This is a genomic window from Kribbella sp. DT2, from assembly GCF_049844575.1.
Taxonomy (GTDB): Bacteria; Actinomycetota; Actinomycetes; order Propionibacteriales; family Kribbellaceae; genus Kribbella.
Genome location: NZ_JBNCLH010000001.1, coordinates 1,743,039 through 1,768,207, shown reverse-complemented (window position 1 = coordinate 1,768,207; position 25,169 = coordinate 1,743,039). Strand labels below are relative to the sequence as shown.

General features: G+C 69.6%; 30 protein-coding genes and 1 pseudogene. 9 read left to right on the top strand and 22 right to left on the bottom strand.

All coding sequences use genetic code 11. The features are described 5' to 3' along the window. Positions 1 to 5 precede the first annotated feature (5 nt). Positions 6 to 1,232 (bottom strand): sugar ABC transporter substrate-binding protein, encoded by a 1,227-nt coding sequence (locus ACLQ2O_RS08495; RefSeq protein ID WP_425828930.1) that lies wholly within the window; start codon positions 1,230 to 1,232, stop codon positions 6 to 8. Positions 1,233 to 1,371: 139 nt separating this feature from the next. On the opposite strand from ACLQ2O_RS08495, the gene ACLQ2O_RS08490 reads away from it, so the two are divergent. Beyond that, positions 1,372 to 2,382: a LacI family DNA-binding transcriptional regulator gene (locus tag ACLQ2O_RS08490; protein WP_425828928.1), complete on the top strand. Its 1,011-nt coding sequence runs from the start codon at positions 1,372 to 1,374 to the stop codon at positions 2,380 to 2,382. A 3-nt stretch (positions 2,383 to 2,385) separates the two neighbouring features. Here the strand turns inward: ACLQ2O_RS08490 and ACLQ2O_RS08485 are convergent, their stop codons facing one another. Next, positions 2,386 to 3,069, bottom strand: a complete 684-nt coding sequence (locus tag ACLQ2O_RS08485) for a hypothetical protein (RefSeq protein ID WP_425828926.1) — start codon at positions 3,067 to 3,069, stop codon at positions 2,386 to 2,388. Beyond that, on the bottom strand, positions 3,066 to 3,815 hold the full coding sequence (locus tag ACLQ2O_RS08480; protein WP_425828924.1) for a TetR/AcrR family transcriptional regulator: 750 nt from the start codon (positions 3,813 to 3,815) through the stop codon (positions 3,066 to 3,068). Before ACLQ2O_RS08480 ends, ACLQ2O_RS08485 begins: the two co-directional genes overlap by 4 nt. A gap of 316 nt (positions 3,816 to 4,131) precedes the next feature. Here ACLQ2O_RS08480 and ACLQ2O_RS08475 point away from each other — a divergent pair, with 316 nt between their 5' ends. After that, positions 4,132 to 4,557, top strand: a complete 426-nt coding sequence (locus ACLQ2O_RS08475) for a hypothetical protein (RefSeq protein ID WP_425828922.1) — start codon at positions 4,132 to 4,134, stop codon at positions 4,555 to 4,557. Positions 4,558 to 4,780: 223 nt separating this feature from the next. Here ACLQ2O_RS08475 and ACLQ2O_RS08470 read toward each other — a convergent pair whose 3' ends face one another. From ACLQ2O_RS08470 to rplM, 4 genes are all read right to left on the bottom strand, one after another. Continuing rightward, complete coding sequence (locus tag ACLQ2O_RS08470) at positions 4,781 to 5,122, bottom strand: glutaredoxin domain-containing protein (protein ID WP_425828920.1); 342 nt, start codon at positions 5,120 to 5,122, stop codon at positions 4,781 to 4,783. A 107-nt stretch (positions 5,123 to 5,229) separates the two neighbouring features. Then, a complete protein-coding gene (gene glmM, locus ACLQ2O_RS08465; RefSeq protein WP_425828918.1) occupies positions 5,230 to 6,576 on the bottom strand; it encodes a phosphoglucosamine mutase in 1,347 nt (448 codons plus the stop codon). Positions 6,577 to 6,583: 7 nt separating this feature from the next. Then, positions 6,584 to 7,105, bottom strand: coding sequence for a 30S ribosomal protein S9 (rpsI, locus tag ACLQ2O_RS08460; RefSeq protein WP_425828916.1), 522 nt, complete (start codon positions 7,103 to 7,105; stop codon positions 6,584 to 6,586). Between the two features lie 36 nt (positions 7,106 to 7,141). Further along, positions 7,142 to 7,585, bottom strand: a complete 444-nt coding sequence (gene rplM, locus ACLQ2O_RS08455) for a 50S ribosomal protein L13 (RefSeq protein WP_425828914.1) — start codon at positions 7,583 to 7,585, stop codon at positions 7,142 to 7,144. A gap of 281 nt (positions 7,586 to 7,866) precedes the next feature. Between rplM and ACLQ2O_RS08450 the strand changes: the two genes are divergently transcribed. Next, positions 7,867 to 9,153, top strand: a complete 1,287-nt coding sequence (locus tag ACLQ2O_RS08450; protein ID WP_425828912.1) for a citrate synthase — start codon at positions 7,867 to 7,869, stop codon at positions 9,151 to 9,153. Between the two features lie 216 nt (positions 9,154 to 9,369). Here ACLQ2O_RS08450 and ACLQ2O_RS08445 read toward each other — a convergent pair whose 3' ends face one another. Next, the gene (locus tag ACLQ2O_RS08445; RefSeq protein ID WP_425828910.1) at positions 9,370 to 9,825 is read right to left on the bottom strand and encodes a nuclear transport factor 2 family protein; all 456 of its coding nucleotides are present in this window, start codon (positions 9,823 to 9,825) and stop codon (positions 9,370 to 9,372) included. 124 nt (positions 9,826 to 9,949) lie between these two features. Here ACLQ2O_RS08445 and ACLQ2O_RS08440 point away from each other — a divergent pair, with 124 nt between their 5' ends. The 4 genes from ACLQ2O_RS08440 to ACLQ2O_RS08425 are packed head-to-tail and all read left to right on the top strand — an operon-like array spanning position 9,950 to position 13,325. After that, positions 9,950 to 10,498: a TetR/AcrR family transcriptional regulator gene (locus tag ACLQ2O_RS08440; RefSeq protein WP_425828908.1), complete on the top strand. Its 549-nt coding sequence runs from the start codon at positions 9,950 to 9,952 to the stop codon at positions 10,496 to 10,498. A 58-nt stretch (positions 10,499 to 10,556) separates the two neighbouring features. Next, the gene (locus ACLQ2O_RS08435; RefSeq protein WP_425828906.1) at positions 10,557 to 11,591 is read left to right on the top strand and encodes a hypothetical protein; all 1,035 of its coding nucleotides are present in this window, start codon (positions 10,557 to 10,559) and stop codon (positions 11,589 to 11,591) included. A 52-nt stretch (positions 11,592 to 11,643) separates the two neighbouring features. Then, entirely contained in the window at positions 11,644 to 12,264 is a 621-nt protein-coding gene (locus tag ACLQ2O_RS08430; RefSeq protein WP_425828904.1) for a TetR family transcriptional regulator, read from the top strand. Between the two features lie 5 nt (positions 12,265 to 12,269). Then, positions 12,270 to 13,325 carry an NAD(P)-dependent alcohol dehydrogenase gene (locus ACLQ2O_RS08425; RefSeq protein WP_425828902.1) on the top strand — a complete coding sequence of 352 codons (1,056 nt, stop codon included), beginning with the start codon at positions 12,270 to 12,272 and terminating at the stop codon, positions 13,323 to 13,325. Here ACLQ2O_RS08425 and ACLQ2O_RS08420 read toward each other — a convergent pair. Next, the gene (locus ACLQ2O_RS08420) at positions 13,271 to 14,953 is read right to left on the bottom strand and encodes an ABC-F family ATP-binding cassette domain-containing protein (RefSeq protein ID WP_425828900.1); all 1,683 of its coding nucleotides are present in this window, start codon (positions 14,951 to 14,953) and stop codon (positions 13,271 to 13,273) included. The genes ACLQ2O_RS08425 and ACLQ2O_RS08420 overlap by 55 nt on opposite strands. 105 nt (positions 14,954 to 15,058) lie before the next feature. Between ACLQ2O_RS08420 and ACLQ2O_RS08415 the strand changes: the two genes are divergently transcribed. Beyond that, entirely contained in the window at positions 15,059 to 16,063 is a 1,005-nt protein-coding gene (locus ACLQ2O_RS08415) for a hypothetical protein (protein ID WP_425828898.1), read from the top strand. A 3-nt stretch (positions 16,064 to 16,066) separates the two neighbouring features. Here ACLQ2O_RS08415 and ACLQ2O_RS08410 read toward each other — a convergent pair whose 3' ends face one another. The 11 genes and pseudogenes from ACLQ2O_RS08410 to infA form a co-directional block, all read right to left on the bottom strand. Beyond that, entirely contained in the window at positions 16,067 to 16,822 is a 756-nt protein-coding gene (locus ACLQ2O_RS08410) for a hypothetical protein (RefSeq protein WP_425828896.1), read from the bottom strand. Further along, the gene (locus ACLQ2O_RS08405) at positions 16,815 to 17,333 is read right to left on the bottom strand and encodes a SigE family RNA polymerase sigma factor (protein WP_425828894.1); all 519 of its coding nucleotides are present in this window, start codon (positions 17,331 to 17,333) and stop codon (positions 16,815 to 16,817) included. Before ACLQ2O_RS08405 ends, ACLQ2O_RS08410 begins: the two co-directional genes overlap by 8 nt. Before the next feature lie 16 nt (positions 17,334 to 17,349). Then, positions 17,350 to 17,970, bottom strand: coding sequence for a class I SAM-dependent methyltransferase (locus ACLQ2O_RS08400; protein ID WP_425828893.1), 621 nt, complete (start codon positions 17,968 to 17,970; stop codon positions 17,350 to 17,352). Beyond that, on the bottom strand, positions 17,963 to 18,775 hold the full coding sequence (gene truA, locus ACLQ2O_RS08395; RefSeq protein WP_425828891.1) for a tRNA pseudouridine(38-40) synthase TruA: 813 nt from the start codon (positions 18,773 to 18,775) through the stop codon (positions 17,963 to 17,965). Before truA ends, ACLQ2O_RS08400 begins: the two co-directional genes overlap by 8 nt. A 190-nt stretch (positions 18,776 to 18,965) precedes the next feature. Then, positions 18,966 to 19,544 (bottom strand): annotated as a pseudogene (gene rplQ, locus ACLQ2O_RS08390) (50S ribosomal protein L17); the annotation flags it as partial. 67 nt (positions 19,545 to 19,611) lie between these two features. Continuing rightward, positions 19,612 to 20,637, bottom strand: a complete 1,026-nt coding sequence (locus ACLQ2O_RS08385; protein ID WP_425828889.1) for a DNA-directed RNA polymerase subunit alpha — start codon at positions 20,635 to 20,637, stop codon at positions 19,612 to 19,614. Positions 20,638 to 20,740: 103 nt separating this feature from the next. Further along, the gene (gene rpsD, locus ACLQ2O_RS08380) at positions 20,741 to 21,349 is read right to left on the bottom strand and encodes a 30S ribosomal protein S4 (RefSeq protein WP_184798727.1); all 609 of its coding nucleotides are present in this window, start codon (positions 21,347 to 21,349) and stop codon (positions 20,741 to 20,743) included. Positions 21,350 to 21,373: 24 nt separating this feature from the next. Next, on the bottom strand, positions 21,374 to 21,781 hold the full coding sequence (gene rpsK / locus ACLQ2O_RS08375; RefSeq protein WP_012923659.1) for a 30S ribosomal protein S11: 408 nt from the start codon (positions 21,779 to 21,781) through the stop codon (positions 21,374 to 21,376). A 53-nt stretch (positions 21,782 to 21,834) separates the two neighbouring features. Beyond that, entirely contained in the window at positions 21,835 to 22,206 is a 372-nt protein-coding gene (gene rpsM / locus ACLQ2O_RS08370; protein ID WP_184798729.1) for a 30S ribosomal protein S13, read from the bottom strand. Between the two features lie 183 nt (positions 22,207 to 22,389). Continuing rightward, the gene (gene rpmJ / locus ACLQ2O_RS08365; protein ID WP_008361054.1) at positions 22,390 to 22,503 is read right to left on the bottom strand and encodes a 50S ribosomal protein L36; all 114 of its coding nucleotides are present in this window, start codon (positions 22,501 to 22,503) and stop codon (positions 22,390 to 22,392) included. Between the two features lie 30 nt (positions 22,504 to 22,533). Beyond that, positions 22,534 to 22,755 carry a translation initiation factor IF-1 gene (gene infA / locus ACLQ2O_RS08360; protein WP_012923661.1) on the bottom strand — a complete coding sequence of 74 codons (222 nt, stop codon included), beginning with the start codon at positions 22,753 to 22,755 and terminating at the stop codon, positions 22,534 to 22,536. Positions 22,756 to 22,987: 232 nt separating this feature from the next. Between infA and ACLQ2O_RS08355 the strand changes: the two genes are divergently transcribed. Continuing rightward, on the top strand, positions 22,988 to 23,851 hold the full coding sequence (locus tag ACLQ2O_RS08355; protein WP_425828883.1) for an NAD(P)-dependent oxidoreductase: 864 nt from the start codon (positions 22,988 to 22,990) through the stop codon (positions 23,849 to 23,851). Here the strand turns inward: ACLQ2O_RS08355 and ACLQ2O_RS08350 are convergent. Then, the gene (locus tag ACLQ2O_RS08350; protein ID WP_425828881.1) at positions 23,835 to 24,647 is read right to left on the bottom strand and encodes a hypothetical protein; all 813 of its coding nucleotides are present in this window, start codon (positions 24,645 to 24,647) and stop codon (positions 23,835 to 23,837) included. The two genes, ACLQ2O_RS08355 and ACLQ2O_RS08350, sit on opposite strands and share 17 nt — an antisense overlap. After that, entirely contained in the window at positions 24,644 to 25,096 is a 453-nt protein-coding gene (locus tag ACLQ2O_RS08345) for a DUF1707 SHOCT-like domain-containing protein (RefSeq protein ID WP_425828879.1), read from the bottom strand. Before ACLQ2O_RS08345 ends, ACLQ2O_RS08350 begins: the two co-directional genes overlap by 4 nt. Positions 25,097 to 25,169: the final 73 nt, after the last annotated feature.

The window sequence follows — 25,169 nt, the reverse complement described above, 5'->3', positions numbered from 1 at the left end:
CGCGATCAGCCGCCGGAGGCCTGCTTGAAGGCGTCCTGGGGAGAGGCCTTGCCGGTCAGCGCCAGCTGCACCGCCTGGTAGATCACCTTGGCGGCGTCCGGCCACTTCTCACCCAGCTTGCCGGTCCGGGACCGGGCGTTCTTGACCTGCTCGGTGAACGCGGCCATCGACGGCACGTTCTTGACGTAGGTGTCGAGCAGCGCGGTCCGGGTCGGCACGGTGAACCGGGCCTTCGCCCAGGTCAGCTCGTTCTCGTCCGAGGTCAGGCACTTCACGAAGTCCGCGGCCTTCTGCTGCTTGGCCTGGTCCTTGTTCAGCGGCACCGTCCACGCCTCACCACCCAGCGGCGCGACCGGCGTCTGGCCGGCCTTGTTCACCGGGAACTGGACGACGCCCCACTTCACGGCCGGCGTGCTCTGCAGCGACGGGATCTGCCACGGGCCGTTCACCATCATCGCGGCCTTGCCCGCGGCGAACTGGTCCTTCGCGTCGCCCTGGGTCCAGTTGACGACGCTCTTCGACGCCGACCCCGACTGCACCAGATCCGTCCACAGCTGCAGCGCTTCGGTCACCTGCGGGCTGGTCAGGTCGGTCTCGTCGCCGCCGTTGGTCCACATCGCCGGCAGGAACTGCCAAGCACCCTCGTACGTCGCGTTGGCGTTGAACGCGATGCCGTAGCGGCCCGGCTTGGTCAGCTTCTTCGCCGCCGCCTTCAGCTCGTCCCAGGTCTTCGGCGGCTGAACGCCCGCCTCGGTGAGCATCTGCGTGTTGTAGAACAGCGCGATCGTGTTCACCACCGGCGCGAGGCCGTAGAGCTTGCCGTCGTACGAGCCGGCATCGACGATGCCCTGCGCGAAGCCCTCCGCGGTGACGCCCATGTCGTTCAGCGGAGCGAGCGCCCCCGTGGCGGCGATCTGCTGGACGTCGGGGTTGTCGAGCATCAGCACGTCGGGCAGCGTCTTCGACGACGCCTGCTGCAGCACCTTCTGGATCAAGGTGTCACCAGGCACCGTCTCCCGCTGGATGCTGATCCCGAGCTTGGTCGCGCAGCCGTCCAGGCCCTTCTGGACCAGGGCGTTGTCGGGTTCGTTGTTGTAGTAGTCGAGCACGGTGAGGCTGCTGACGTCTCCGCCCGACGCGGACGGGCTGTCGCCGCTGTCTCCACAGGCTGCCAGCAGGAGCGGGAGCGCTGTCGCGCCCGCCAGAAGAGCGGTGATCCGCTTGCTGATCATGGCATCGGACTCCTTCGGGGAATCGACGATCACAGCGCTCGACCACGCTTGCGGCGGCGTTGGTAAAGCGCTTAACTGAGATTCCAAGGACTATGTTCCTTGGGTCACACTGCTGTCAAGGGCTCGAGGGGGAACGTCGATGGCGACGATGCAGGAGGTCGCGGACCGCGCCGGGGTGTCGATCGCGACCGTGTCGTTCCTGCTGAACGACACCAAACCGGTCGCCGCCGCGACCCGGGCGCGGATCGAGCAGGCGATGGCCGACCTCGGCTACCGGCGCAACGTGGTCGCGCGGGCGCTGGCGAGCCGGCGTACGCACATCATCGCGATGGCGTACCCGGCGCTGGAGCACCGGTTCGGGACGTCGACCGCGGAGTTCTTCACCAGCGCGGCCGAGACGGCCCGCGAGGACGACTACCACCTGGTGCTCTGGCCGGTCGGCAACGACGGCGTCGAGCTGCGCGAACTGCTGGGCCAGGGCCTCGTCGACGGCGTCGTCCTGATGGAGGTCCAGCTCGACGACGCCCGCGTCGGCGTCCTGCGAGAGACCGGTACGCCGTTCGCCATGATCGGCCGGACGACGGAGCTCGAGGGCCTGACCCACGTGGACATCGACTTCGACACCACGGTCGCCGACGCCGTTCAGCACTTGTACTCGCTAGGGCACCGCCGGCTGGTCCTGGTCTCCGGCGACCTCGACGACCCCCGCTTCCACGCCTACGGCCCCTGGGTCCGGATCGGCGACGCCTACCGCCGCATCGCCGCCGAGCACGACCTGGAGGTCGTCGTCGTCGAGTGCGCCGACACCACCCGGGCCGGCCACGAGGCCGCCGCCCAGGTCCTCCGCGACCACCCCGCCACGACCGCGATCCTCGTCATGAACGAGTTCGCCGCCCTCGGCCTCACCGCCGGCCTGCAGCGGCTCGGCCGCGACGTCCCCCGCGACCTCTCGGTCCTCCCCCTGCTGATGGTTCCCGAGACGGCGGCCATGAGTAACCCGGAGCTCACGATCATGCGAACCCCCGGCCCCGAGCTGGGCCGCCTCGGCACCCAGTCCCTCATCCGGCACCTCGAAGGCGCCGCTCCCCTCCCCCCGCAACTGGTCCCCGCCAAACTCCTCCCCGGCGAGTCGGTCGCACCTCCACGCTAGGGCTCAGGCGTTGGCGCCGATCGGAGCCGCGGGGGTCATGCTGCGGCGGCGGACACTTGCCAGGACCGCGACGCCGACGGCGAGGGCCCAGTAGACGATGAGCGCGGCGGTCAGGGCGCTGTTGCCCCAGCCGACGGCGCTGTAGAACTGGGCGGCGTCGGTCCCGAAGAACAGCGACGGCACGAACGCGAGGTTGATGGCGGCAACGACGTACGCGCTGTGCCCGGCCCAGCGCGGCAGGACCCCGCTGCGCAGGATCGCGTGCCCGGCGGCGATCAGCGTGACCGCCGTCAGCAGTCGGGCGACCGATCCGTGCAGGAGCATGTTGGCGTGCGCCAGCGGGCCGTCAACCGTGGGGTCGAGCGTTCCGTCGGGTGTTTCGAGGACGACGCCGGCTTCGATGGAGGCCGCGATCAGCGTGACGATGACGTACCCCAATCCGGCGCCGAAGGCCAGGCTCGCCGGCCACTCGAAGGCGGCGCCGGCACTGCGAATCAGGTGGCGCAGTCCGGTCAGGAAGACCAGCAGGACGGCGCACGTCAGCAGGTTCAGCAGGATCCTGGTGAGCACGTTCGAGGCCGGCGGCGCGCCGGAGTACAGAAAGTACAACGGGATCCCGACCGCGGCGAAGACGCCGGCGGCGATGCCACAGCTCCCCATCCAGCGTCGAATCTGAACTTCGGTCATCCCATTTCTCCTTGTTTCGTTGCGGAATCCAGTGCGGCCTCGATGCCGTCGAGCAGGCGTTCGATGCCGTAGCGGACGATCGGCGTGACGTCACCGTCCTCGTCCTCGTCGAGGCCGTCCTCGGCCGCGAGCGAGCACAGGACGGGGAACTGCTCGGGGTTCAGGCGCTCGGCCAGCACCTGGCCGTAGGCGGCGGCCCCCGCGGGGTCGAGCTCGGTGGCCACCCGCGCGAGGTCGCGCACGGCGCTCGAGATGAACGTGGCGATCGGGATCATCTCGGCGCGGGCGATCCCGGCCCGGGCGAGCGGGCTCAGCAGAGCCTCGAACCAGGCCATCTCGTTCGGGCCGACCGGTGCACTCAGCGTGGGTGCCCGCAGCATCCAGGGCCGCTGCAGGTAGAGGTTCCACACCGCGTGGACCCACGCCTCGACCTCGCTCCGCCACGCTCCCGGCGGAGATGGCGGCACCGGCGGCCTGCCCGTGGCGGCATCGACCATCGCCACCACAAGATGCTCCTTGCTGGGGATGTGCCGGTACAGCGCCATCGTCGTGTAACCCAACTCGGACGCGACCCGCTGCATCGACACGACCTCCAGCCCCTCGCCATCGGCGAGGGCAACAGCAGCCGTCACGATCCGCCGCGCACTGAGCCTGAGCCGGGCGTCCTCCCGCCGGTCACCCTCGGTCCGCCACAGCAGATCAGCGATCCGCCCCAGGTCGGACGCGCCCTCTGCTTCGTCTTCCATGTTTATACGATACACATTGTGGATGACATAAACTAGCGGGCATCGAAAACTGGCCGGTGAAGTGTCAGCGGAGCTGGTCGGTGGAGAGTCAGCGGAGCTGGTCGCGGACCCAGTGGGGGTCGGGTTTCACGCGGCGCTCGGGTCCGGCGACCACCGTGGGCACGGTTTCGTTGCCTTGAGCAATCGACCGGACGGTGGCCGCGGCCGCCGGGCCGGCCGCGCATCTCGTACAATGGTGTCTGACTTGAGTGAGGGAGTCGTCCCTCGCCGAGTTCCTCGGCGCACCCCGCGCACCACTCGACGAAGGAGTTCACCAATGACCGGTTCCGTTCGGCGCCCTGCCGTCTCGGGGCTCACCGTGTCCGGCCTCGCCCAGATCGCGGCCGGGGCTGCCACCGGATTCGCCTACGCCGCGGTGGTCTACCGGCCCGGAAGCCTGGACCGGTTCGGCGTGCGGGCGCCCGGCCGGATCCGGCAGCTCCACCTTGACCTCGTGATCATGGGTGGCCTCGTCACTGCCACGTCAGCCGCCCTTGGCCGGCTGCCGCGCAAGGTCGCGGTACCGCTCGCGGTGGGCTGCTGGACCAACGCACTCGCGTTCGCGCCGCCGGCATTCGCCCCATCGGTTGAGAAGGTACCGGCCTACCGTGTGCTGGTCGCTGCCTCCTTCGTCACGACAACAGCCGGCTGGATCGCTGCTGCCGCGGTGGCAGGCAGGCGCTGGGCCGACCAGAAGCGCTGACGCTGCCTCGACTGCCGGCCGCACGCGGGCAAGCGGAGGTCCTGGATGCACCGGCGGTGCCAGGCGGTGGCCGTCGAACTTGCCGATGCTCTTGCTGACCGAGCCGGCACACCCCGGCAGGCCATCCCGGCGACGTGGCCGGCCCCCCGCTCGAACTCGACCACACGACCCGGCTCCACAGCGTCAGGCCGACGCGGTAACAGTTCGAAGGGTGGTGAAAAGGTCAGTGCAGCTGGTCGCGGACCCAGCGGGGGTCCGGGTTCACGCGGTGCTCGGGTCCGGCGACCACCGTGGGTACGGTTTCGTTGCCTTGGGCAATCGATCGGACGGTGGCCGCGGCCGCCGGGTCGGACCAGATGTTCACCCAGTACGCCGTACCGCCGCGGCGGCCCAGCTTGAGGCGGAGTCGGAGGCAGAACTGGCAGCCGGGACGCCAGTAGACGATCGGGCGGCCGGTCTCGGCGCTGCGGGCGCCGGCCTCGGCGTCGGTGAGTGAGCGCGGGAAGACCAGCGGCGAGAAGACCAGCGCGATGACGCCGAACAGGACCAGCTCGACGATCCCCACGACGGTCGAGCCGGTGGCGAACTGGCTCGCGGCGATCAGTACGCCGGCAAGCAGGAACGCCCCGGCCAGGCCCCAGACTCGGAGCGGGCCGGAGCGTCCCGTCGTACTCAGAGCTTCAGTGCGCCGGCCACGACGTCGGCCAGCGAGTGGGCGACCTCGTGAGCGGTGTCGGACGACTCGGCCTCGACCATCACGCGGACGAGCGGCTCGGTGCCGGACGGACGGAGCAGGACGCGCCCGGTGTCGCCGAGGCTGCGGGTGGCCTCCGCGACGGCGGACTGAACGGCCGCGTCGGTGCCGGCGCGGAACTTGTCGACGTTCGGGACGTTGACCAGGACCTGCGGCAGCCGCGTCATCACGGCGGCCAGGTCGCGCAGCGACTTGCCGGTCGCGGCGACCCGGGCGAGCAGCATGACCGCGGTCAGCGTGCCGTCGCCGGTGGTGGCGTGGTCGGACAGGATCACGTGCCCGGACTGCTCACCGCCGAGCTTGTGACCGCCGGCCTTCATCGCCTCCAGCACGTACCGGTCGCCGACCTTGGTCTGCTCGACCGCGATCTGCTCCCGGACCATCGCCTGGACGAAGCCGAGGTTGCTCATCACGGTCGCCACGACGGTGTCGTTGGACAGCTGCCCGCTGTCGCGCATCGCGAGCGCGAGGACGGCGAGGATCTGGTCGCCGTCGACGAACTCACCGGTGTTGTCGATCGCCAGGCAGCGGTCGGCGTCACCGTCGAGCGCGATGCCGAGATCGGCGCCGTGCCCGATCACCTCGCGGCGCAGCCCCTCCATGTGGGTGGAGCCGCACTCGAGGTTGATGTTCAGGCCGTCCGGGCTGGCGGCGTACGTGATCACCTCGGCGCCGAGGCGCCGCAGCGCTTCCGGTGCCGTCAGGGACGCGGCACCGTTCGCGCAGTCGATCACGACCTTGAGGCCGTCGAACCGGTTGGGCGCGGACCGGACCAGGTGCGCCACATAGGTCTCGAAGCCCTGGCCGTCGTCGAGCACCCGCCCGACGGCCTTGCCGGTCGGGCGCTGCCACTCCTCGCCCATCCGGGCCTCGATGGCGTCCTCGATCACGTCGTCGAGCTTGATCCCGCCCCGGGCCAGGAACTTGATGCCGTTGTCGGGCATCGGGTTGTGGCTGGCCGAGAGCATCACCCCGAGATCGGCACCGGTCGAACCGGTCAGGTACGCGACCGCGGGGGTCGGCAGGACGCCGAGCTTGAAGACGTCGACGCCGGCGCTGGCCAGACCGGCCACGACGGCGGCTTCCAGGAACTCACCACTGGCACGCGGATCCCGGCCCACAACGGCGCGTGGCCGGTGCCCTTCGAAGGCACCGGCCTCGCCGAGTACGTGAGCGGCGGCGACCGAAAGGTCGAGCGCCAGCTCCGCGGTCAGGTCCACGTTCGCCAGGCCACGGACGCCGTCCGTGCCGAACAAACGCGGCATCAGGTGATCAGCGCTTGCTGTACTGCGGAGCCTTACGGGCCTTCTTGAGACCGGCCTTCTTCCGCTCCTTGATCCGCGCGTCGCGGGAGAGCAGACCGGCCTTCTTCAGACCCGCACGGTTCGCCTCCTCGTCGGCGGCGTTCAGGCAGCGGGCGATGCCGAGCTGCAGGGCGCCGGCCTGGCCGGTGATGCCACCGCCGTTGATCCGGGCGATCACGTCGTAGGAGCCCTCGAGACCGGCGACCACGAACGGCTCGTTCACGTGCTGCTGGTGAACCTTGTTCGGGAAGTACTGGTCGATCGGCTTGCCGTTGACGGTGATGCTGCCCGCGCCGGGGATGAGGCGGACGCGAGCGACGGCCTCCTTGCGGCGACCGGTCGCACCGGCCGGGTTGATCACCGCGACGCGGCCGGACTCGGCGCGCTGCTCCGGGCTCGGGTTCGTCTCGGAGGTGTAGGCGACCGGTCCCTCGTTGTCGATGGGGACCTCAAGGTCGGTCTCGGTCTCGGTGGTGGTGACGTCGCTCACGCTGGAAATCCTCGTTTACCTGGCTCGTCGATCGCTCTACTGGGCGATCTGGGTGATCTCGAACGGCTTCGCCTGCTGGGCCGCGTGCGGGTGCTCCGGACCGGCGTACACCTTCAGCTTGGTGAGCAGCTTCCGGCTGAGACGGTTCTTCGGCAGCATGCCCCAGACAGCCTTCTCGACGGCCTTACGGGGGTCCTTGTCCAGGATCTCGCCGATCGGCGTGGCCGTCAGACCGCCCGGGTGACCCGAGTGGCGGTAGGCCAGCTTGTCCGTCCGCTTGCTGCCGGACAGGCTGATCTTGGAGGCGTTGACGACGACGACGAAGTCGCCTCCGTCGACGTGCGGGGCGAAGGTCGGCTTGTGCTTGCCACGCAGAAGAATTGCGATCTGGACGGCGAGCCGACCGAGCGTGACGTCGGTGGCGTCGATCACGTGCCACTCACGGGTGACGTCAGCAGGCTTCGGGCTGTACGTGCGCACGGTCGTTGACCTTCGTTTCTCAGAGGTTGACAGAAAGTGGGGCGTCGGCGAGCGGTATCACCGAGGACCGGTGCAGACCTGAAACGCACAACAGCAGCCCAGAATACCGGCGGGGACACGTCGGGGTCAAAGTGAGCGTCAGCGACCCGGGGACCCCGGGTTGGAACCGAACTCCGACCGCACTAGTTTAGCGGTGAAGAACAGAAGTCCGAACCGCGTCCCGCCGCTGACGATCACCCTCACTGGCACCGGCGATGACGCCAGCTTCCGAAGAGGGCACCGTGACCGAACAGTCGCTCACCGTCCGGGACAACCGGACCGGCAAGGACTACGACCTTGCCATCACCGACGGCACCATCCGTGCCGGAGATCTCAAGCAGATCAGCGCTACCGACGGAGACGGTGGCCTGGCCACCTACGACCCCGGCTTCGTCAACACCGCCTCGACCCGTTCCTCGGTCACCTTCATCGACGGTGACAAGGGCATCCTGGAGTACCGCGGCTACCCGATCGAGCAGCTCGCCGAGCAGTCGAACTACCTCGAGGTCGCCTACCTGCTGGTCAACGGCAAGCTGCCGAACAAGGCCGAGTACGAGGGCTGGGCGCACGACGTGACGTATCACACGTTCGTGCACGAGAACCTGAAGACCTTCATGCAGGGCTTCCGGTACGACGCCCACCCGATGGGCATGCTGCTGGCCTCGGTCGGCGCGCTGTCCACGTTCTACCCCGAGTCGCGGGAGATCTTCGACGAGGAGTCGCGGGCGCTGCAGATCCGCCGGCTGATCGCGAAGATGCCGACGCTCGGCGCGTTCGCCTACCGCCACGCGCAGGGCAAGCCGTACGTCTACCCCGACAACGAGCTCAGCTACGCGGCGAACTTCCTGTCGATGCTGTTCAAGATGAGCGAGCCCAAGTACGCCGCCGACGACCGCCTGGTGCGCGCGCTGGAGATCCTGTTCATCCTGCACGCCGACCACGAGCAGAACGCCTCCACCAACGCGGTGCGGGCGATCGGCTCGACCCAGGTCGACCCGTACAGCGCCGTCACCGGTGGCATCGCCGCCCTCTACGGCCCGCTGCACGGTGGCGCCAACGAGGCCGTGCTGAAGATGCTGCGCCGGATCGGCACCGTCGACAACGTGCCGTCGTTCATCGAGGGCGTGAAGAACGGCGAAGAGCGGCTGATGGGCTTCGGCCACCGGGTCTACAAGAACTACGACCCGCGCGCCAAGATCATCAAGAAGGCCGCCGACGACGTCTTCGAGGTCACCGGGATCAACCCGCTGCTGAAGATCGCCGTCGAGCTGGAGAAGATCGCGCTGGAGGACGAGTACTTCGTCTCCCGCAAGCTCTACCCGAACGTGGACTTCTACTCCGGCCTGATCTACGAGGCCCTGCAGTTCCCGCCGGAGATGTTCACCGTGCTGTTCGCCATCCCGCGCACCTCGGGCTGGCTGGCCCAGTGGCTGGAGAGCCTCGGCGACAGCGACCAGAAGATCGCCCGCCCGAAGCAGATCTACACCGGTGCCCGCGGCATCGACTACGTGCCGATGGGCGACCGCTAGTATTTGCCCAAAGCAACGAAGGCCCCCACGGATCCCCGTGGGGGCCTTCCGCGTACTCCCCCAGTACGTCCTGAAGGACATCGTGCTCGCCGCGGCCGCGCTGGTGATCGCCGCCAAGGCCGTCACGCCGCTGAAAGGCCTGCGGGCTTGAGGAATTGGGACGACCCCGGCCCGGCATGTCTGCCGCGGACCGGGGCCGTTCTGCGCTTCTGCCGACTACGACGCGGCCACCGGGCCGCTCGGTTCCCGGGCCGCGGCGACGAGTTCGTCGAGGGTCCCCCGGGCCCTCGCCATCGCGACGTGGTCGATGTAGTCGCGGGACTCCACGATCAGGCCGTCGCGGACCCGCAGGACGAAGACGCACGGTGCCCGGAACGGCTGGCCGGCCGAGCCCGTCCCGGCGTACTCGAACTCCGCGACGACCACCTCCGGGTCGGTCGTCTCGTGGATCCGGATGTTCTCCGTCCGGTACCGGGCCAGCGCGGCGACCCGCGGCGCGTTGCGGCCGAAGTGCTCGGCCAGCGCCTCCCGGCTGAGCAGCGGGTGGTCGCCGCCGGGTGCCATCGGGTGCCGGACGTCGGTCTGTTCGGCGTACAGGGCGGGCAGGGCGTCGAAGTCGCGGCCGGCCACACCGTGGACCAGGCGCAGGAAGACCTCGCTGGGCGTCGTCATGTTCCCCTCCTCCTCGAGATAAACGAAGTGATGACTCCGAATATACGGAGTCGACACTTCGGTTACAACCGAATGGCCTCGGCGTGCGTCTCCTACGCTGTGCGGGACGAAGGAGGGTGGGCGGGTGCGAGCTGACGCGCGGGACAACCGCGAGCGGATTCTGACCGCGGCCGAGCAGGTGTTCGGGCGGTCGACGGCCGCCTCGACCGACGACGTGGCGAAGTTGGCGGGGGTCGGGATCGCGACCGTGTTCCGGCACTTCCCGACCAAGGTGGAGCTGCTGGAGGCGGTGCTGACGCTGCGGCTGCAACGGCTGCGCGACACCGCCCGTGAGCTGGCCGGCGCGAGCAACCCCGGTACGGCGTTCTACGAGTTCTTCAGCCAGGTGGTCGCCGAGGCGGGGTCCAAGCTGGCGATCGCGGAGGCGCTCAGCGCGGCCGGCAGTGCTCCTGGTGAGCAGGCCCGCCAGGCCGGGGGCGAGATGCGCCAGGCCTTCGGCGAGCTGCTCGTCAAGGCCCAGCGCAGCGGAGCGGTCCGTGCCGACGCCCAGTTCCCCGAGGTGTACGCCCTGCTCGTCGGGGCCTCCCGCGGCGCGACGGCGGCCGGTCTGGACCTGGAGGTCCGCGACCGGATGCTCGCCATCCTGTACGACGGACTGCGGCCGCGCCGGTGAGCGCCGTTGCTGCGCCGGCGAGAGCCGTGACTGTGCCGGCGAGAGCCGTGGCCGCGTCGTGAAGCGCCGGTGGCAGCACTGGTCCCGCCGGCGCCGGGTGATCACCGTCCTGCTGCTCGTCCTCCTGCTGGCGATCCCAGTACCTCTCGGGGCGTACGCCGTGTCGCTCCGCCTCCACTACATCGGCGACCCGTCACCACAGGCCCTCACCCGCGGCCGTGACGCGCTCTGGCTCGGCCACGCCTGGGTGGACGGCCGCAAGACCGCGGCTGACGTCACCGCCCTGGCCAACCGGCTGGCGACGACCGGAGTGCGCGACCTCTACGTCCACGCCGGCCCGCTGGAGCACGACGGCAGCCTCCCGCTGGCGAAGGTCTCCCCCAAGGCCCGCTGGTTCACCGACGCCATGAGCAAGGCCGCGCCCGGCGTACGGGTGCAGGCCTGGCTGGGCGACATCGTGCAGCCCGCCAAGAACCCCGGGATGGACCTGGACGACCAGGCCGTCCGCGACCGGGTGACCGCGTCGTCCGGGGCCGTGCTCGACCAGGGCTTCGACGGCATCCACTTCGACTTCGAGCCGGTCGAGTCCGGGTCCGCGGGCTTCCTCGCCGTCCTGGACCAGGTCCACCAGCTCACCGCCGGCCGCAACGTCCCGCTCTCGGTCGCCGCCGCCCAGATCGATCCGCTCTGGTCCGTGAACTCGCTCGCCCTGGCCATCGCCGACGAGGGCAAGTGGTGGTCCCAGGACTACTTCGCCGAGGTGGCCCGCCGGGTCGAGCAGATCGCGGTGATGTCCTACGACACAGCCATGCCCCTGGAGTCCCTGTACGGCGGCTACGTCGCCAAGCAGACCCAACTGGCCCTGGAGGTCACCCCCGACCGCGTGGACCTCCTGATGGGCCTTCCGGCGTACTGGGAGAACAACCCCAGCCACTGGGGCAAGGCCGAAACCGTCGAGGCCGCCGTCCGCGGCGCCCGCCTCGGCCTGGGCAACTCCCCCAAGCAGAACTTCGGCCTGGCGATCTACGTCGACTTCACCGCGACCGACGCCCACTGGGACGCCTACCGGAACGGCTGGCTGCCGCGCGAATAATTGCTGAGCGCGGAAATTTGCGCGCCCCGCAATTATTGCTACTGTGGTCGCCATGGCGACCACAGGTGATCTCGGACATCGGGAGCGGAAGAAGCTGGCCACCCGCGCCGCGCTCAGCGCGGCGGCTCTCCAGCAGGCGGTGGAGGGCGGCTTCGAGCAGCTCCGGGTCGAGGAGATCGCGGCCGCGGCCGACGTCTCACCGCGGACCTTCAACAACTACTTCGCCAGCAAGGAAGCGGCGATCGTCGACCTGTTCGCCGCCCGGGTCGAGCGGTTGCGGTCCGAGCTCGCCGCCCGGCCGGCGGACGAGCCGCTCTGGGACGCGATCGCCGCCGCCGCGACCGCCCTGGTACCCGCTCCCGCCGAGCTGCCACGCTGGCTGGAGTCGGCCCGGCTGATCGCGCGAACGCCGTCGCTGGAAGCGGAGTATCTACGCGCCTACGCGACGCTCGAACGCATCCTCACCGCCGAGATCGCGGCCCGCACCGGCACCGACCCGGACCGCGACCTCTTCCCACGCCTCGCGGCCAACGTCGCGGCCGGCGCGATCCGGGCCGCCTTCCAGTACTGGGTCGACACCCCCGCCACCGGCCCGTACGGCGAGCTCCTGCAGCGCGCCGTCGTCGAAGCCGGCACCGGCCTGCACCTACCGACCACCAGCGAACAGGGATGAGTCAGATGACCGACAAAACGATGCGAGCAGTGCGCTACGACCGGTACGGACCGCCCGACGTGCTGAAGGTCCAGGAGGTTCCGGTCCCGACGCCAGGCCGCGGCGAGGTGCTGGTGAAGGTCGTCGGCACCAGCGTCAACCCGGTCGATGCCGAGATCCGCGGCGGCCGGCTACGACCGATGAGCGGCTGGCGGTTCCCCAAGGGCACCAGCCAGGACTTCACCGGCGAGATCGTTGCCGTCGGCACCGATGTTGACGTCGCGCTCGCCGGACGGCTCGTCTGGGGTGCCACCCCAGGACTCAGCAGCGCGACGGCCGCCGAGTACATCCGTGTGCGAGAGTCCGCCGCTGCACCGGCGCCCGAGGGCCAGGACCTGTTGACGACCGCAGCGCTTCCGACCGTCGGCCTGACAGCGCTGATGGCCCTCCGGGCGGTCCGGGTGGAGGCAGGCCACCGAGTGCTGGTCGTCGGCGCCGCCGGCGGCGTCGGCAGCGCGACCACACAGCTCGCCGTCGCGAAGGGCGCACAGGTCACCGCGGTCGCCGGCCCAGGCGGTGCCGATTTCTGCACCGGCCTCGGCGCCGAGCAGGTCTACGACTACGCGGACCCCGAAGCCTTGGCGGCCTCGCTGGCGGCAGCACCGCCGTACGACGCGGTCGTCGACTGCGCAGGCCGCTCGCTGGCGCGGTACCGCCGACGGCTGCGGTCCGGCGGGCGCATGATCACACTCTCCAGCAAGGGCATGGGGTACGCCGTACTGTCAGCGATCCTGCCCGGCCCGCGGGTCCGGGTCGCCGTGCTGAAGGCGCGCCGCGCCGACCTGGACGAGCTCGCAGGTTTCGTCGGCCGGGGCGAGCTCCGGGCACTGGTCGACCAGATCTACCCGCTGGCCGCGATCGCGGAGGCGCACCGGTCGATCGAGACCGGCCACAGCCGCGGCAAGCGGGTCATCCAGGTGTCGGCCGCAGACCGGACCACAGACCAAGCGGCGGATCGGCCCGAGGATCAGCGGGCGCGCTGGACGCGGCCCTCGTCCCAGACCGGTTCGGTCGACTCGTAGACCGAGCCGTCGGCGCCGAAGACCAGGTAGCGGTCGAAGTCGCGGGCGAACCAGCGGTCGTGGGTGACCGCCAGCACCGTGCCGTCGAAGCTGTCCAGGCCTTCCTCCAGCGCCTCCGCCGACTCCACGTCCAGGTTGTCGGTCGGCTCGTCGAGCAGCAGCAGCGTCGCGCCGGACAGCTCGAGCAGGAGGATCTGGAACCGGGCCTGCTGACCACCGGACAGGCTGTCGAAGCTCTGCTCGGCCGCGTGCGCCAGCTCGTACCGGTCCAGCTTCCGCGACGCCAGCTCGCGGCCCATGCCGTCGCGGTGCTCGTCGCCGCGGTGCAGGATCTCCAGCAGCGTCCGGCCGGCCAGCTCCGGGTGCTCGTGAGTCTGCGCGAACCAGCCGGGCCGCACGCGCGCACCGAGCTTGGCGCTGCCGGTGTGGGCGACCGACGGGATCTCCACCTCGCCGACCGGCTGGTGCTCGACGTCCGGGTCGGAGCCGCCGTTGGCCAGCAGCCGCAGGAAGTGCGACTTGCCGGAGCCGTTGGAGCCGAGCACGGCCACGCGTTCGCCGTACCAGACCTCCAGGTCGAAGGGCTTCATCAGGCCGGTCAGCTCCAGCCCGGTGGCGACGACGGCGCGCTTGCCGGTGCGGCCGCCGGTGAGCCGCATGCTGACCTTCTGCTCGCGCGGGATCGCCTCCGGCGGACCGGCCTCCTCGAACTTGGCCAGCCGGGTCTGCGCGGCCCGGTACCGCGACGCCATGTCGGAGTTGTACGCCGCCTTCTGCTTGTACATCAGCATCAGGGCCCGCAGCTTGGCATGCTCGTCGTCCCAGATCTTGCGCAGCTCCTCGAACCGCTCGAAGCGGTGCCGCCGGGCCTCGTGGTACGTCCGGAAGCCGCTGCCGTGCGTCCAGGCGGTGTTGCCGGCCGCCCCCAACTCGACGGTGACGATCCGGGTCGCCGTGTTGGCCAGCAGCTCCCGGTCGTGGCTGATGTACAGCACGGTCTTGGTGGTCGCGTTGAGCTGCTCCTCGAGCCAGCGCTTGCCCGGTACGTCGAGGTAGTTGTCCGGCTCGTCCAGCATCAGCACCTCGTCCGGACCGCGCAGCAGTGCCTCCAGCACGAGCCGCTTCTGCTCGCCGCCGGACAGCGTCTTCACCTCGCGCCAGCGGCAGTTGTCGAACGGGATGCCGAGGGCGGACGTCGTACAGACGTCCCAGAGCACCTCGGCGTCGTACCCGCCGACCTCGCCCCAGTCCGAGACGGCCTGGGCGTAGCGCAGCTGGGTCTTCTCGTCGTCGGCCTCCATCATCTTCAGCTCGGCCTCGTCGAGCTTGGCCGCGGCGGTCCGGATCACCTCCGGCGCGACGCCGAGCAGCAGGTCACGCACGGTCGAAGTGTCCCGCACCGAGCCCACGAACTGGCGCATCACGCCCAGCCCGCCAGACCGCGCGATGCTGCCGCTGTGCGGTTTGAGGTCGCCCGCGATGATCCTGGTCAGCGTCGTCTTGCCGGACCCGTTCGCACCGACCAACGCCACCTTGGCGCCGTCGCCGACCCGGAACGTGATGTCGTCCAGCAACACCCGCCCGTCCGGCAGCTCGAACCCGATCCCGGCAACGTCCACGTGACCCATGGCCCCAGTCTGGCCGTCCGGTCGTCCCCAGGGCGAACCGTTATCGGCCGGACGGTAGATTCGCCGGGTGGCCAGACGAACCCGCGGCGGCCTCGCGACGGCCGGATGAGCGCCGGGCGGCCGGTCCCACGCAACAGCTACGAGTACCGCTGGGTGGCCAGTGTCATCCGCTCGGTCGAGAAGCTGTCCGGCCTTCCGTCCCGCTGGAACGGCGAACTGTTCGAGGAGACGGAACGCTTCGTCGCCGGCCGGATCCTGCACGACGGCAGCCTGACGGTCAGCGCCGACGAGGTGCTCAAGCCCGTCGCGCTGGCGTACACCGCGGGGCGCCCGCTCGACAAGGCCGAGCTGTCCGCACTACGCGAGGCCGTACTCAGCACGGTCCACGAGGCCAAGCACCTGACCCACGCGCTCGGCGACCAGAGCGCTCCCGGGGCGGTGCCGGTCTACTCCCGGGACGCGCAGGCGCTGGAGGAGGGGCTGACCGAGCACTGGGCCGAGGAGAACCTCGACGCCGTGATCAAGGACCTCGAACTGGACAAGGTCCAACCGGGGCTGCTCGAGGCCGAGACCGAGAAGGGCTACCCCACTTACACGGCTGCGACCGACGAGGTGGTCCGCGGTACGGCGGAGGGCAGCGGGCTGGCCGAGGGCCAGGTACGTCGAGCGCTCGAACACGCTGACCGGACACAGCGCTGGGCAGTGGCCGCCGACCTGGTGATCGACGGACGGCTGGCCACGGTGATGCCGCCACAGCACCGGGATCACGTCAGAACGCAACTGATCCAGGCGATGCGGGTTCAGTTCCGGGAGATCCCCGTCGCACGGCCGGACGAGCTCCCTTCCGAGCAGTCCGTCACCGCCGCTCGCCAGGGCGCCGAGCTCGCGATGGCGGCCCTCAGCGCGACGACGACCGGCATCGAGAACCACTACCGGGACTGGTACCGCCGCCAGGCGGCTGTCGGTCCCGAGGTCGACCACCTGCGGAAGCTGCTGGACACGCAGGCGCCGGACGCCGGCGCCGGACGTGGTGGTCAGGACGACGGTGCAATGCCGGCCACCGTCCGCCAGATGCAGGGCCGGGAGGCCCGGGACCAGTCGCGGGGGTGACGGTCACCAGCCCTTCAGGTGGTCCAGATAGATCCCACCGGACGGGCGCACAGTGCCGGTCATGAACAGCTTGAGCGGTGCGGCGAACAGCCCGTACGTCGTGCTGCCGTTGAGGAAGCCGGCGGTCGCGCAGCCGTCGTACTGGACCCAGAGCTCGCGGACGCCGATCGCGGTGTTGAAGCGCAGCACGATGGCCTCCTTCGGCCGGGCCGCCTCGGGCGTGCACTTGAACACCGGCAGCTCCGGGTTGCGCTCGGGCAGGACCTTGATCGCGTCGACGACCTGCTGGGCCACGTTCCCGTTGAAGTGCTGCGAGCCGACCAGAGCCTGGGCCCCCGGGGTCAGCCGGTAGCGACAGGCGTCCATCTCGCCGACCGGTGTCTCCAGGTCGAGGCCGACGGCGGCTGAAGGCCCGGCGTCCCCGCTGTAGATCGCCGGCCGCGGGTCGCACGCCACGGCGGCCTTGTCGGCTCCCGGCTGCTCGCGGCTGTACTCGGGAGCAGCGGCCCCGCTGTCGGCACTGCTGCTCGACACCGGCGACTGCGAATCGATGGCAGTCCACACACCACCACCGACCAGCGCCACAGCAACCACCGCCGCGGCAGCACCCAGCAGATTCGTTCGGCGCTGCCGGACCCGGTACCGCGCCTTGGCGGCCATCCCCCCGCCGTCGAGACCGGATGCAGTGCCGGCCTTGGTCTTGAACGCGTCAGCCAGGGCAGGGCCGAGCTCCTGCTCCTGGTCGTCGTACTCAGGCATCGTCGGCTCCTTCCTTGGTCAGCGTCTTCTTCAGTACGGCGAGCGCCCGGTGCACGTGCGACCTGGCCGTTGCCTCCGCGCAGTGCAGCAGGACGCCGATCTCGGCGTACGACAGCTCCTCGTAGAAGCGCAGCACCACCGCGGCCCGCTGCCGGTCGGGCAGGGTCTTGCAGAGCTCCCAGACCGCCTCGGCCTCCGCCCGGTCCGCCGTACCGTCCGGGGCCGCGGCAGACCGCTCCGGCTCCGGCACCGGCGCCTCCCGCCGGCGAAAGCGACGCCACCAGGAGATGTGCGCGTTGACCACCATCCGCTTGACGTAGGCCTCGGGGTCGTCGGCCCGGCTGACCCGGCCCCAGCGCGCGCAGGCCGTCGTCAGCGCGTCCTGGACCGCGTCCTCGGCCAGCGACCTGTCGCCGGTCAGCACGTAGGCGAACCGCAGCAGCGCGTCGGCGCGCTCGGCGACGAAGGTCTCGAAGTCGAGCGCGGGCGCACTGGTCACCGGTTCGGCCAAGGCTGCCTCCATACGCCTAGGACGGCGATCCGACCTGCTTCGTTGCGGTCGCCTTCAGAATTCGGAAACCCTTCGAGCTGGCGATCCGCTCGCACGGGTAGCCCTGCTCGGTCAGCCAGCGCTGCAGCGAGTCGCCGCCGAGGTTCTTCCCGACCACCATCCAGCCCACTCCGCCGGGCTTCAGCCGGCCGAACCAGCGCAGCAGCATCTTGTGCAGCTCCGGCTTGCCGATGTGGATCGCCGGGTTGGACCAGAGCTCGTCGAACACCACGTCGTCCGGTACGTCGTCCGGCTGCACCGCACGGACCCGCTCGGCCACGCCCGCGGCGGTCGCGTTGAGCCCGGTCAGCTCCAGCGCGCGGTTGTTCACGTCGACGGCCCAGACCACCGCCTGCGGCACCTCGACGGCCAGCGCGCACGCGATCGGCCCGTAGCCGCTGCCGAGATCGAGGATGGTCCGCGGGCCCGGCGCCGGGCGCACCTCGCGCAGCAGGATCGACGTACCGGGATCCAGCCGGTCGCGCGAGAAGACGCCGCTCGCGGTGGTGAACTCGTAGTCCCGGTCCCAGATCCGGGCCTGCACAGTACGCCGTACGTCGGCCGAGGTCGGGTCCTCCGAGAAGAAGTGGTCAGTCACGCCGGTACACCTCTCCTCGGACCTGTCGGGTCTCCACAGCTCGGGCACCCACCTGATCGTCCTCCGGGTAGCGCACTTCCTCCAGCGTGAGCCCGTGCGCAGGCAGCACCGTCACCGCCGAGTTCCGCACCCGGGCCGCGAGCACGGTCGCAGGCCAGCCGAGATCCCGCCGCCCGTCGCCGACCGGGACGACCGAGCCCACCAGCGCACGCACCATCGAGTGGCAGAAGGCATCGGCGATCACCGTGCTCTCCACCCGCCCGGGCGCGACCCTGACCCAGGAGAACTCGTGCAGCGCCCGGACCGTGCTCGCGCCCTCGCGCTTGCGGCAGAAGGCGGCGAAGTCGTGCTCACCGAGCAGCTTCTGGGCGGCGTCGTTCATCCGGTCGACGTCCAGGGCGAGGCCGACCCGCAGGACCTCTTGCCGGCGCAGCGGATCCCAACCGACCGAGTCGTCGCAGATCCGGTACACGTACCGGCGGAACAGCGCCGAGAATCTGGCGTCGAAGCCTTCCGGAGCCTCCACGACCGAGACCACCCAGACGTCATCGGGCAGCACGCCGTTGAGCCGGCGATGCAGCTCGCGGGCGGTCATCGAGGTGTCCAGGTCCACGTGGGCCACCTGGCCACGGGCGTGGACCCCGGTGTCGGTCCGGCCCGCACAGGTCACGGTCGGGGCCAGCTCGGTCCGCAGGATCGTCCGCAGGGCTTCCTCGAAGTCGCCCTGCACGGTCCTGAGCCCGGCCTGCTTGGCCCAGCCGTGGAATCCCGTCCCGTCGTATCTCAGGTCTATCCGCCAACGCACAGGGCAATCTAACGCAACAGCGCCCCCGCACCGTGACCGGTGCGGGGGCGCTGTGACGTACTGGGAGTTACTTGTCCTCGGTCTCGCCGGCCTTGGTGAAGCCGGCGGCCGCGGCCGCCTCCTCGGTGGCGAACCAGACCTCAGCCTCGGTCTGGTCGTACCACGGCGAGTCGGTGGTGTGGAACTTCATCGAGTTCTCGTTGCCCTTGATGTCGAAGCCCTCGGGCGCCGAGCCGTCGGCCAGCGGAGCGGCCGAACCCTCGTACTTGGCCGCGACGACGTCCTGGACCTTGTCGTCCTTGGCCTCGTCGGCAACCGGCGCGTCGTCGGCCTTGGCGGCCGCCTTCTTCGCCGTGGCCTTCTTCGCCGGAGCCTTCTTGGCCGCCGCCTTCTTCGCCTTCGGCGAGTCCGCCAGTGCCTCGACCAGCTCGATCTTCACCATGGGGGCGTTGTCGCCCTTGCGGGGGCCGAGCTTGATGATCCGGGTGTAGCCGCCCGGACGGTCGGCGTACCGCTCACCGATCTCGGTGAACAGCACGTGCACGACGCTCTTGTCCTTGATCCGCTTCATCACCTGACGGCGCGAGTTCAGGTCACCGCGCTTGGCCTTGGTGATGAACGACTCGGCCAGCGGCTGCAGGCGCTTGGCCTTCGTCGCGGTCGTGGTGATCGCGCCGTGCTCGAACAGCGACGTCGCGAGGTTGCTGAGGATCAGCTTCTCGTGCGCCGGGCTGCCGCCGAGGCGGGATCCCTTGGTGGGGGTAGGCATTGTCCAACTCCAGAAATCTCAGGCCCGGGTGCGGACCTTGGGAACAGGCCGTGAGGCCTTCGAAAGGTCAGTACTGCTCGGTCTCGGCGAAGCTCTCGTCCTCGTCCTCGGCGTCGTCACCGTAGGCCTCGGCAGCGGCGCGCAGGTCGAAGCCGGGGGGCGAGTCCTTCAGCGACAGGCCCATCTCGGCCAGCTTCAGCTTGACCTCGTCGATCGACTTGGAGCCGAAGTTGCGGATGTCCAGCAGGTCCTGCTCGCTGCGCGAGATCAGCTCACCCACGGTGTGGATGCCCTCGCGCTTGAGGCAGTTGTAGGACCGGACGGTCAGCTGCAGGTCCTCGACCGGCAGCGCCAGGTCGGCGGCCATCTGCTCGTCGACCGGCGACGGGCCGATGTCGATGCCCTCGGCCTCGACGTTCAGCTCACGGGCCAGACCGAACAGCTCGACCAGCGTCTTACCGGCCGACGCGACGGCGTCGCGGGGCAGCATCGACTGCTTGGTCTCGACGTCGACCACGAGCCGGTCGAAGTCGGTGCGCTGCTCGACACGGGTCGCCTCGACCTTGTAGGTCACCTTGAGGACCGGCGAGTAGATCGAGTCGACCGGCATCCGGCCGATCTCGGCGTCGGCGGACTTGTTCTGGACCGCGGACACGTAACCGCGGCCCCGCTCGACGACCAGCTCCATCTCGAGCCGGCCCTTCTCGTTCAGGGTGGCGATCTTCAGGTCCGGGTTGTGCACCTCGACACCGGCCGGCGGCGCGATGTCGGCGGCGGTGACGTCACCGGGGCCCTGCTTGCGCAGGTACATGGTGACCGGCTCGTCGTGCTCGGAGGAGACGACCAGGTCCTTGAGGTTCAGGATCAGCTGGGTGGCGTCTTCCTTGACACCGGCGACCGTCGAGAACTCGTGCAGCACGCCGTCGACCTTGATGCTGGTCACGGCGGCGCCCGGGATGGACGACAGCAGGGTGCGGCGGATGGAGTTGCCGAGGGTGTAGCCGAAGCCCGGCTCTAGCGGCTCGATGACGAACCGCGAGCGGTGCTCGCCGACGACCTCTTCGGTCAGGGTAGGACGCTGTGCGATCAGCACGTTTGCTACTTCCTTCTTCTGTCGCGACGACCACTATTTGAGGTCGCGAGGTGAAGAACGACCGGACCCGCCGGCGGCCCGGAGGCCACCGGCGGGTGCCGGATCAGTTCTTCGAGTAGAGCTCGACGATCAGGTGCTCTGCGACCTGGGTGTCGATCTGTGCCCGGGTGGGCAGCTGGTGCACGAGGATCCGCAGCCGCTCCGGCAGGGCCTCGAGCCATGCCGGGACGACCCGCTCCGAGTGCGTCTCCCGCGCGATGATGAACGGGGTCATCTCGTTCGACTTCGCGCGGACGTCGATCACGTCGTGGGCCGCGACGCGGTACGACGGGATGTTCACCTTGATGCCGTTCACGGTGAAGTGACCGTGCACGACGAGCTGACGGGCCTGACGACGCGTCCGGGCCAGACCGGCGCGGTACACGACGTTGTCGAGGCGGGACTCGAGGATGATCAGCAGGTTGTCACCGGTCTTACCCGGACGCCGCGAGGCCTCCTTGTAGTACAGGCTGAACTGCTTCTCGAGCACGCCGTAGGCGTAACGGGCCTTCTGCTTCTCACGGAGCTGAAGCAGGTACTCGCTCTCCTTGGGACGGCCGCGGCCGTGCATACCCGGCGGGTACGGACGACGCTCGAACGCCTTGTCGCCACCGACGAGGTCGACCCCGAGACGGCGCGACTTCTTGGTCATGGGTCCGGTGTAACGGGCCATTTTCGCTGCCTACCTTTCCTGGGATCAGACCCGGCGCCGCTTGGGAGGGCGGCAGCCGTTGTGGGCGGTCGGGGTGACGTCCTGGATGGTGCCGACCTCGAGGCCGACAGCTCCCAGCGAACGGATCGCGGTCTCACGGCCGGAGCCGGGACCCTTCACGAAGACGTCGATCTTGCGCATGCCGTGCTCCATCGCCCGGCGCCCGGCGGCCTCGGCGGCCATCTGCGCGGCGAACGGGGTCGACTTGCGCGAACCCTTGAAGCCGACGGTGCCCGCGGAGGCCCACGAGATGACCGCGCCGGTCGGGTCGGTGATCGTCACGATCGTGTTGTTGAACGTGCTCTTGATGTGCGCGTGGCCGGCGGCCACGTTCTTCTTCTCCTTGCGGCGCACCTTCTTCGCGCCGGCCGCGGTGCGGCTCTTGGGAGGCATAAGTCAGTTGCTCCTGCCGGTTTGGGCTTGTACAGCGTCGACGGTCATCCGGGTCACTTCTTCTTCTTGCCGGCGATCGCCTTCTTGCGACCCTTCCGGCTACGGGCGTTGGTCCGCGTGCGCTGACCACGCACCGGCAGGCCGCTGCGGTGCCGGCGACCCTGGTACGACCCGATCTCGATCTTGCGGCGGATGTCCGCGGTCACCTCGCGACGGAGGTCACCTTCGATCTTGTAGTTGCCTTCGATCCAGTCCCGGAGCTTGACCAGTTCCTCGTCGCCCAGTTCGTGGACGCGCTTGTCACCGGAGATGCCGGTGGCTTCGAGCGTCTTCAGGGCGCGAGTACGACCTACACCGAAGATGTAGGTGAGTGCGACCTCGATGCGCTTGTCGCGCGGGAGGTCGACGCCAACGAGGCGTGCCATGTGGCGGTGTTCCTTTCGTCGGCAGAGGTGTGGGGGCGCGCCGCGTCCTTGCCCGCCTCGGTGATGTTGCCTTCACCGGCAAGGCCCCGGCCTCTGTTCCGGGGGCGACGTCCAGCGTGTTGCCGTGCTGGACGAGCGTGCGCGCTGTGGTGCGAAAGTGCCGTGGTGCGAGGTAAGGCTGGATCAGCCTTGCCGCTGCTTGTGCCGCGGGTTCTCGCAGATCACCATGACCCGGCCGTGACGGCGGATCACCTTGCACTTGTCGCAGATCTTCTTGACGCTCGGATTGACCTTCATCGAGCTTCTTTCTTCGACAGGTGGCTGTGGTTACTTGTACCGGTAGACGATCCGACCCCTGGTGAGGTCGTACGGCGACAGCTCCACGACGACCCGGTCCTCGGGGAGGATCCGAATGTAGTGCTGCCTCATCTTGCCGCTGATGTGCGCGAGCACCTTGTGCCCGTTGGACAGCTCCACACGGAACATCGCGTTCGGCAGAGCCTCGACGATGGTGCCCTCGAGTTCGATGACTCCCTCTTTTTTGGGCATGTCCTCGCACTTCTGTAGACGACGTACTGAATGATTGGTGGTGCACGGTCGCACGGCCCGGAACGAGCGTTGGGCATAGCAACCAGAGGCTACAAAGAGCCAAGGGAAGAGTCTACGCCACCTACCGGCCGGAAACCCAATCGACCCTCGGTGGGCATGCTTACCTTTTGGTGCGTACCTGACTAATTAGTCGGTACTTGTCCACTCTACAGGCACCGGTCAGGCTCGACACATGAAGACTCCCGTGACCGTTCTCGGCCTCGGTGCGATGGGTTCGGCCCTCGCCCAGGCCCTCACCGCCGCCGGCCACCCGACCACCGTCTGGAACCGCACCCCCGGCCGCGCACCCGAGCTCACCGACGTCACTCGCGCGAAGACCGTCGCCGACGCGGTCAGCGCGAGCTCGCTGATCGTCGTCTGCCTGCTCGACGACGCCTCCGTCCAGGAGGCGCTCGCCCCGGCCGCCACCGAGTTCGCCGGACGCACGCTGGTCAACCTCACCAACGGCACACCCGCGCACGCCCGCCGTACGGCCGACTGGGCCACCCAGCAGAGCGCCGACTACCTGGACGGCGGCATCATGGCCGTCCCGGAGATGATCGGCGGGCCGGGCGCGTCCATCCTCTACAGCGGGTCCGAGGATGCCCTCGAGGCCCACCGCGAAGCACTGTCCACCCTTGCCCGTCCCCAGTTCGTCGGAACGGATCCCGGTCTCGCCGCGCTGCACGACCTCGCCCTGCTGAGCGGGATGTACGGCATGTTCTCGGGTGCGGTCCAGGCCCTCGCGCTGACGTCCAGCGAGAAGGTCTCCCCCACCGCGTTCGCCGAGGAGCTGCTGGTCCCCTGGCTCACCGCGATGCTCGGCAGCATTCCCCAGATCGCGAAGGACCTGGAGTACGGCGCCCAAGGTCCGGCCGGGTCCAACCTGGCCATGCAGTCGGCCGGCTACGTGAACCTGCTCGACGCCTCCCGCGACCAAGGCGTCGATCCCGCGCTGCTCGTACCGATGGGTGAACTGCTGGCCCGCGCGGTCCGGGAAGGCCACGGCGACGGCGACACCGCGGCCGTCGTACAGCTGCTCAGGACTGCTGGGTAGCCGCCCACTGCTCGCCGGTCTGCCAGACGTGCTCGGGGATCAGCGCGAGCAGGTCGCAGGCCGCGTCGAGGTGGGCCAGCACCACCGAGGCTTCCCGGTACGCCGGGAGGATCGCCACGAACCGCCGCCCCTCGCAGCTGAAACCGAACGGCGGCACCTGACCCAGTACGTCGACCGCCCGCCGGTGCAGCACCTCGAGCGCCAGGTCCTCGCGACCGTTGAACAGGCAGTACTTCTCGGGCAGCCCGTCGACCGTCAGCTTCAGCGGTGCCAGGCTGGCGGCGGCGACGGGCGCCAGTGAGGTGGGCAGCAGCTGCATCGGCGGCAGCGGCCGGTCCACCTCCAGGTCCAGGAAGTCGAAGCCGAGCTGGCGGCGCCGTACCTTGTGGCGGAAGCGGCCTGCGATCAGCTCCCGGCCGCGGTGCCGGCCGATCGTCACGTCGTACACCTCGGCGGCCGGATCGACGTCGAACGGCGGGAACGGCCAGCGGTCGACGAGATCGGGATCGCCCGCGCTGACCTGCCAACCGAGCTGCCGGGCCATGTCCGCCCAGCCCCGGCGCTGGCGGTTCTCCGAGATCCGGAACGCCGCGGTCAGCCCGACCAGCACCACGAACCAGGCCAGCACCAGCCAGCCGACCCAGCGCGGCTCGACCAGCAGGCCGACGACGACCAGCGGGATCGCGACCAGGAACCACAGCACGTAGACCAGCGCCGAGCCCTGGCGCAGCTGCCAGGCCCAGGCCGGGCGCAGCCGCGAACTCTCGGCGCGACGGCCGGGCGGGCTCTCGGTCACCGCCGCTTTCCGAAGTGACCCATGCCCATCAGGGCCCACGGGATCAGCAGCCAGACCGGCCAGAAGTTCGGCCAGTGGCCGCCGTTGGCGACGCCGATGACGAACCAGATCATCACGTTGATCACCACGACGCCGGTGAAACCGCCGAGCAGTCCCTGCAGGTTCCGCTGCGGCTGGTTCTCCTTCTTCCGCTCCGGGAAGGTACCGGGCTCCGGGGCGGGCTGCGCGTTCTCGACGACGGCGGGGGTCTGGTACGTCCGGACCGGCGGGAGGTCGCGCACCAGCGGCTCGAGCTGACCGTAGGTCTGCGCGCCGTACAGGTCGTCCAGCCGCCGGCTGAACTCCGGCTGGTCCAGCCGCCCGTCCGCGAAGGCGTCACGCAGCCGGCCGGCGATCTTGTCGCGGTCGGCCTCGGTGAAGCGCTGGTGGGGCTGGTACGAGCTGGGCATGCCCCCAGTGTGCCTCAGCCCGGGAGCGCGCGGCGTCCCCCGATGGGTTGACCCGCGCGTCCGTCGTACGGCT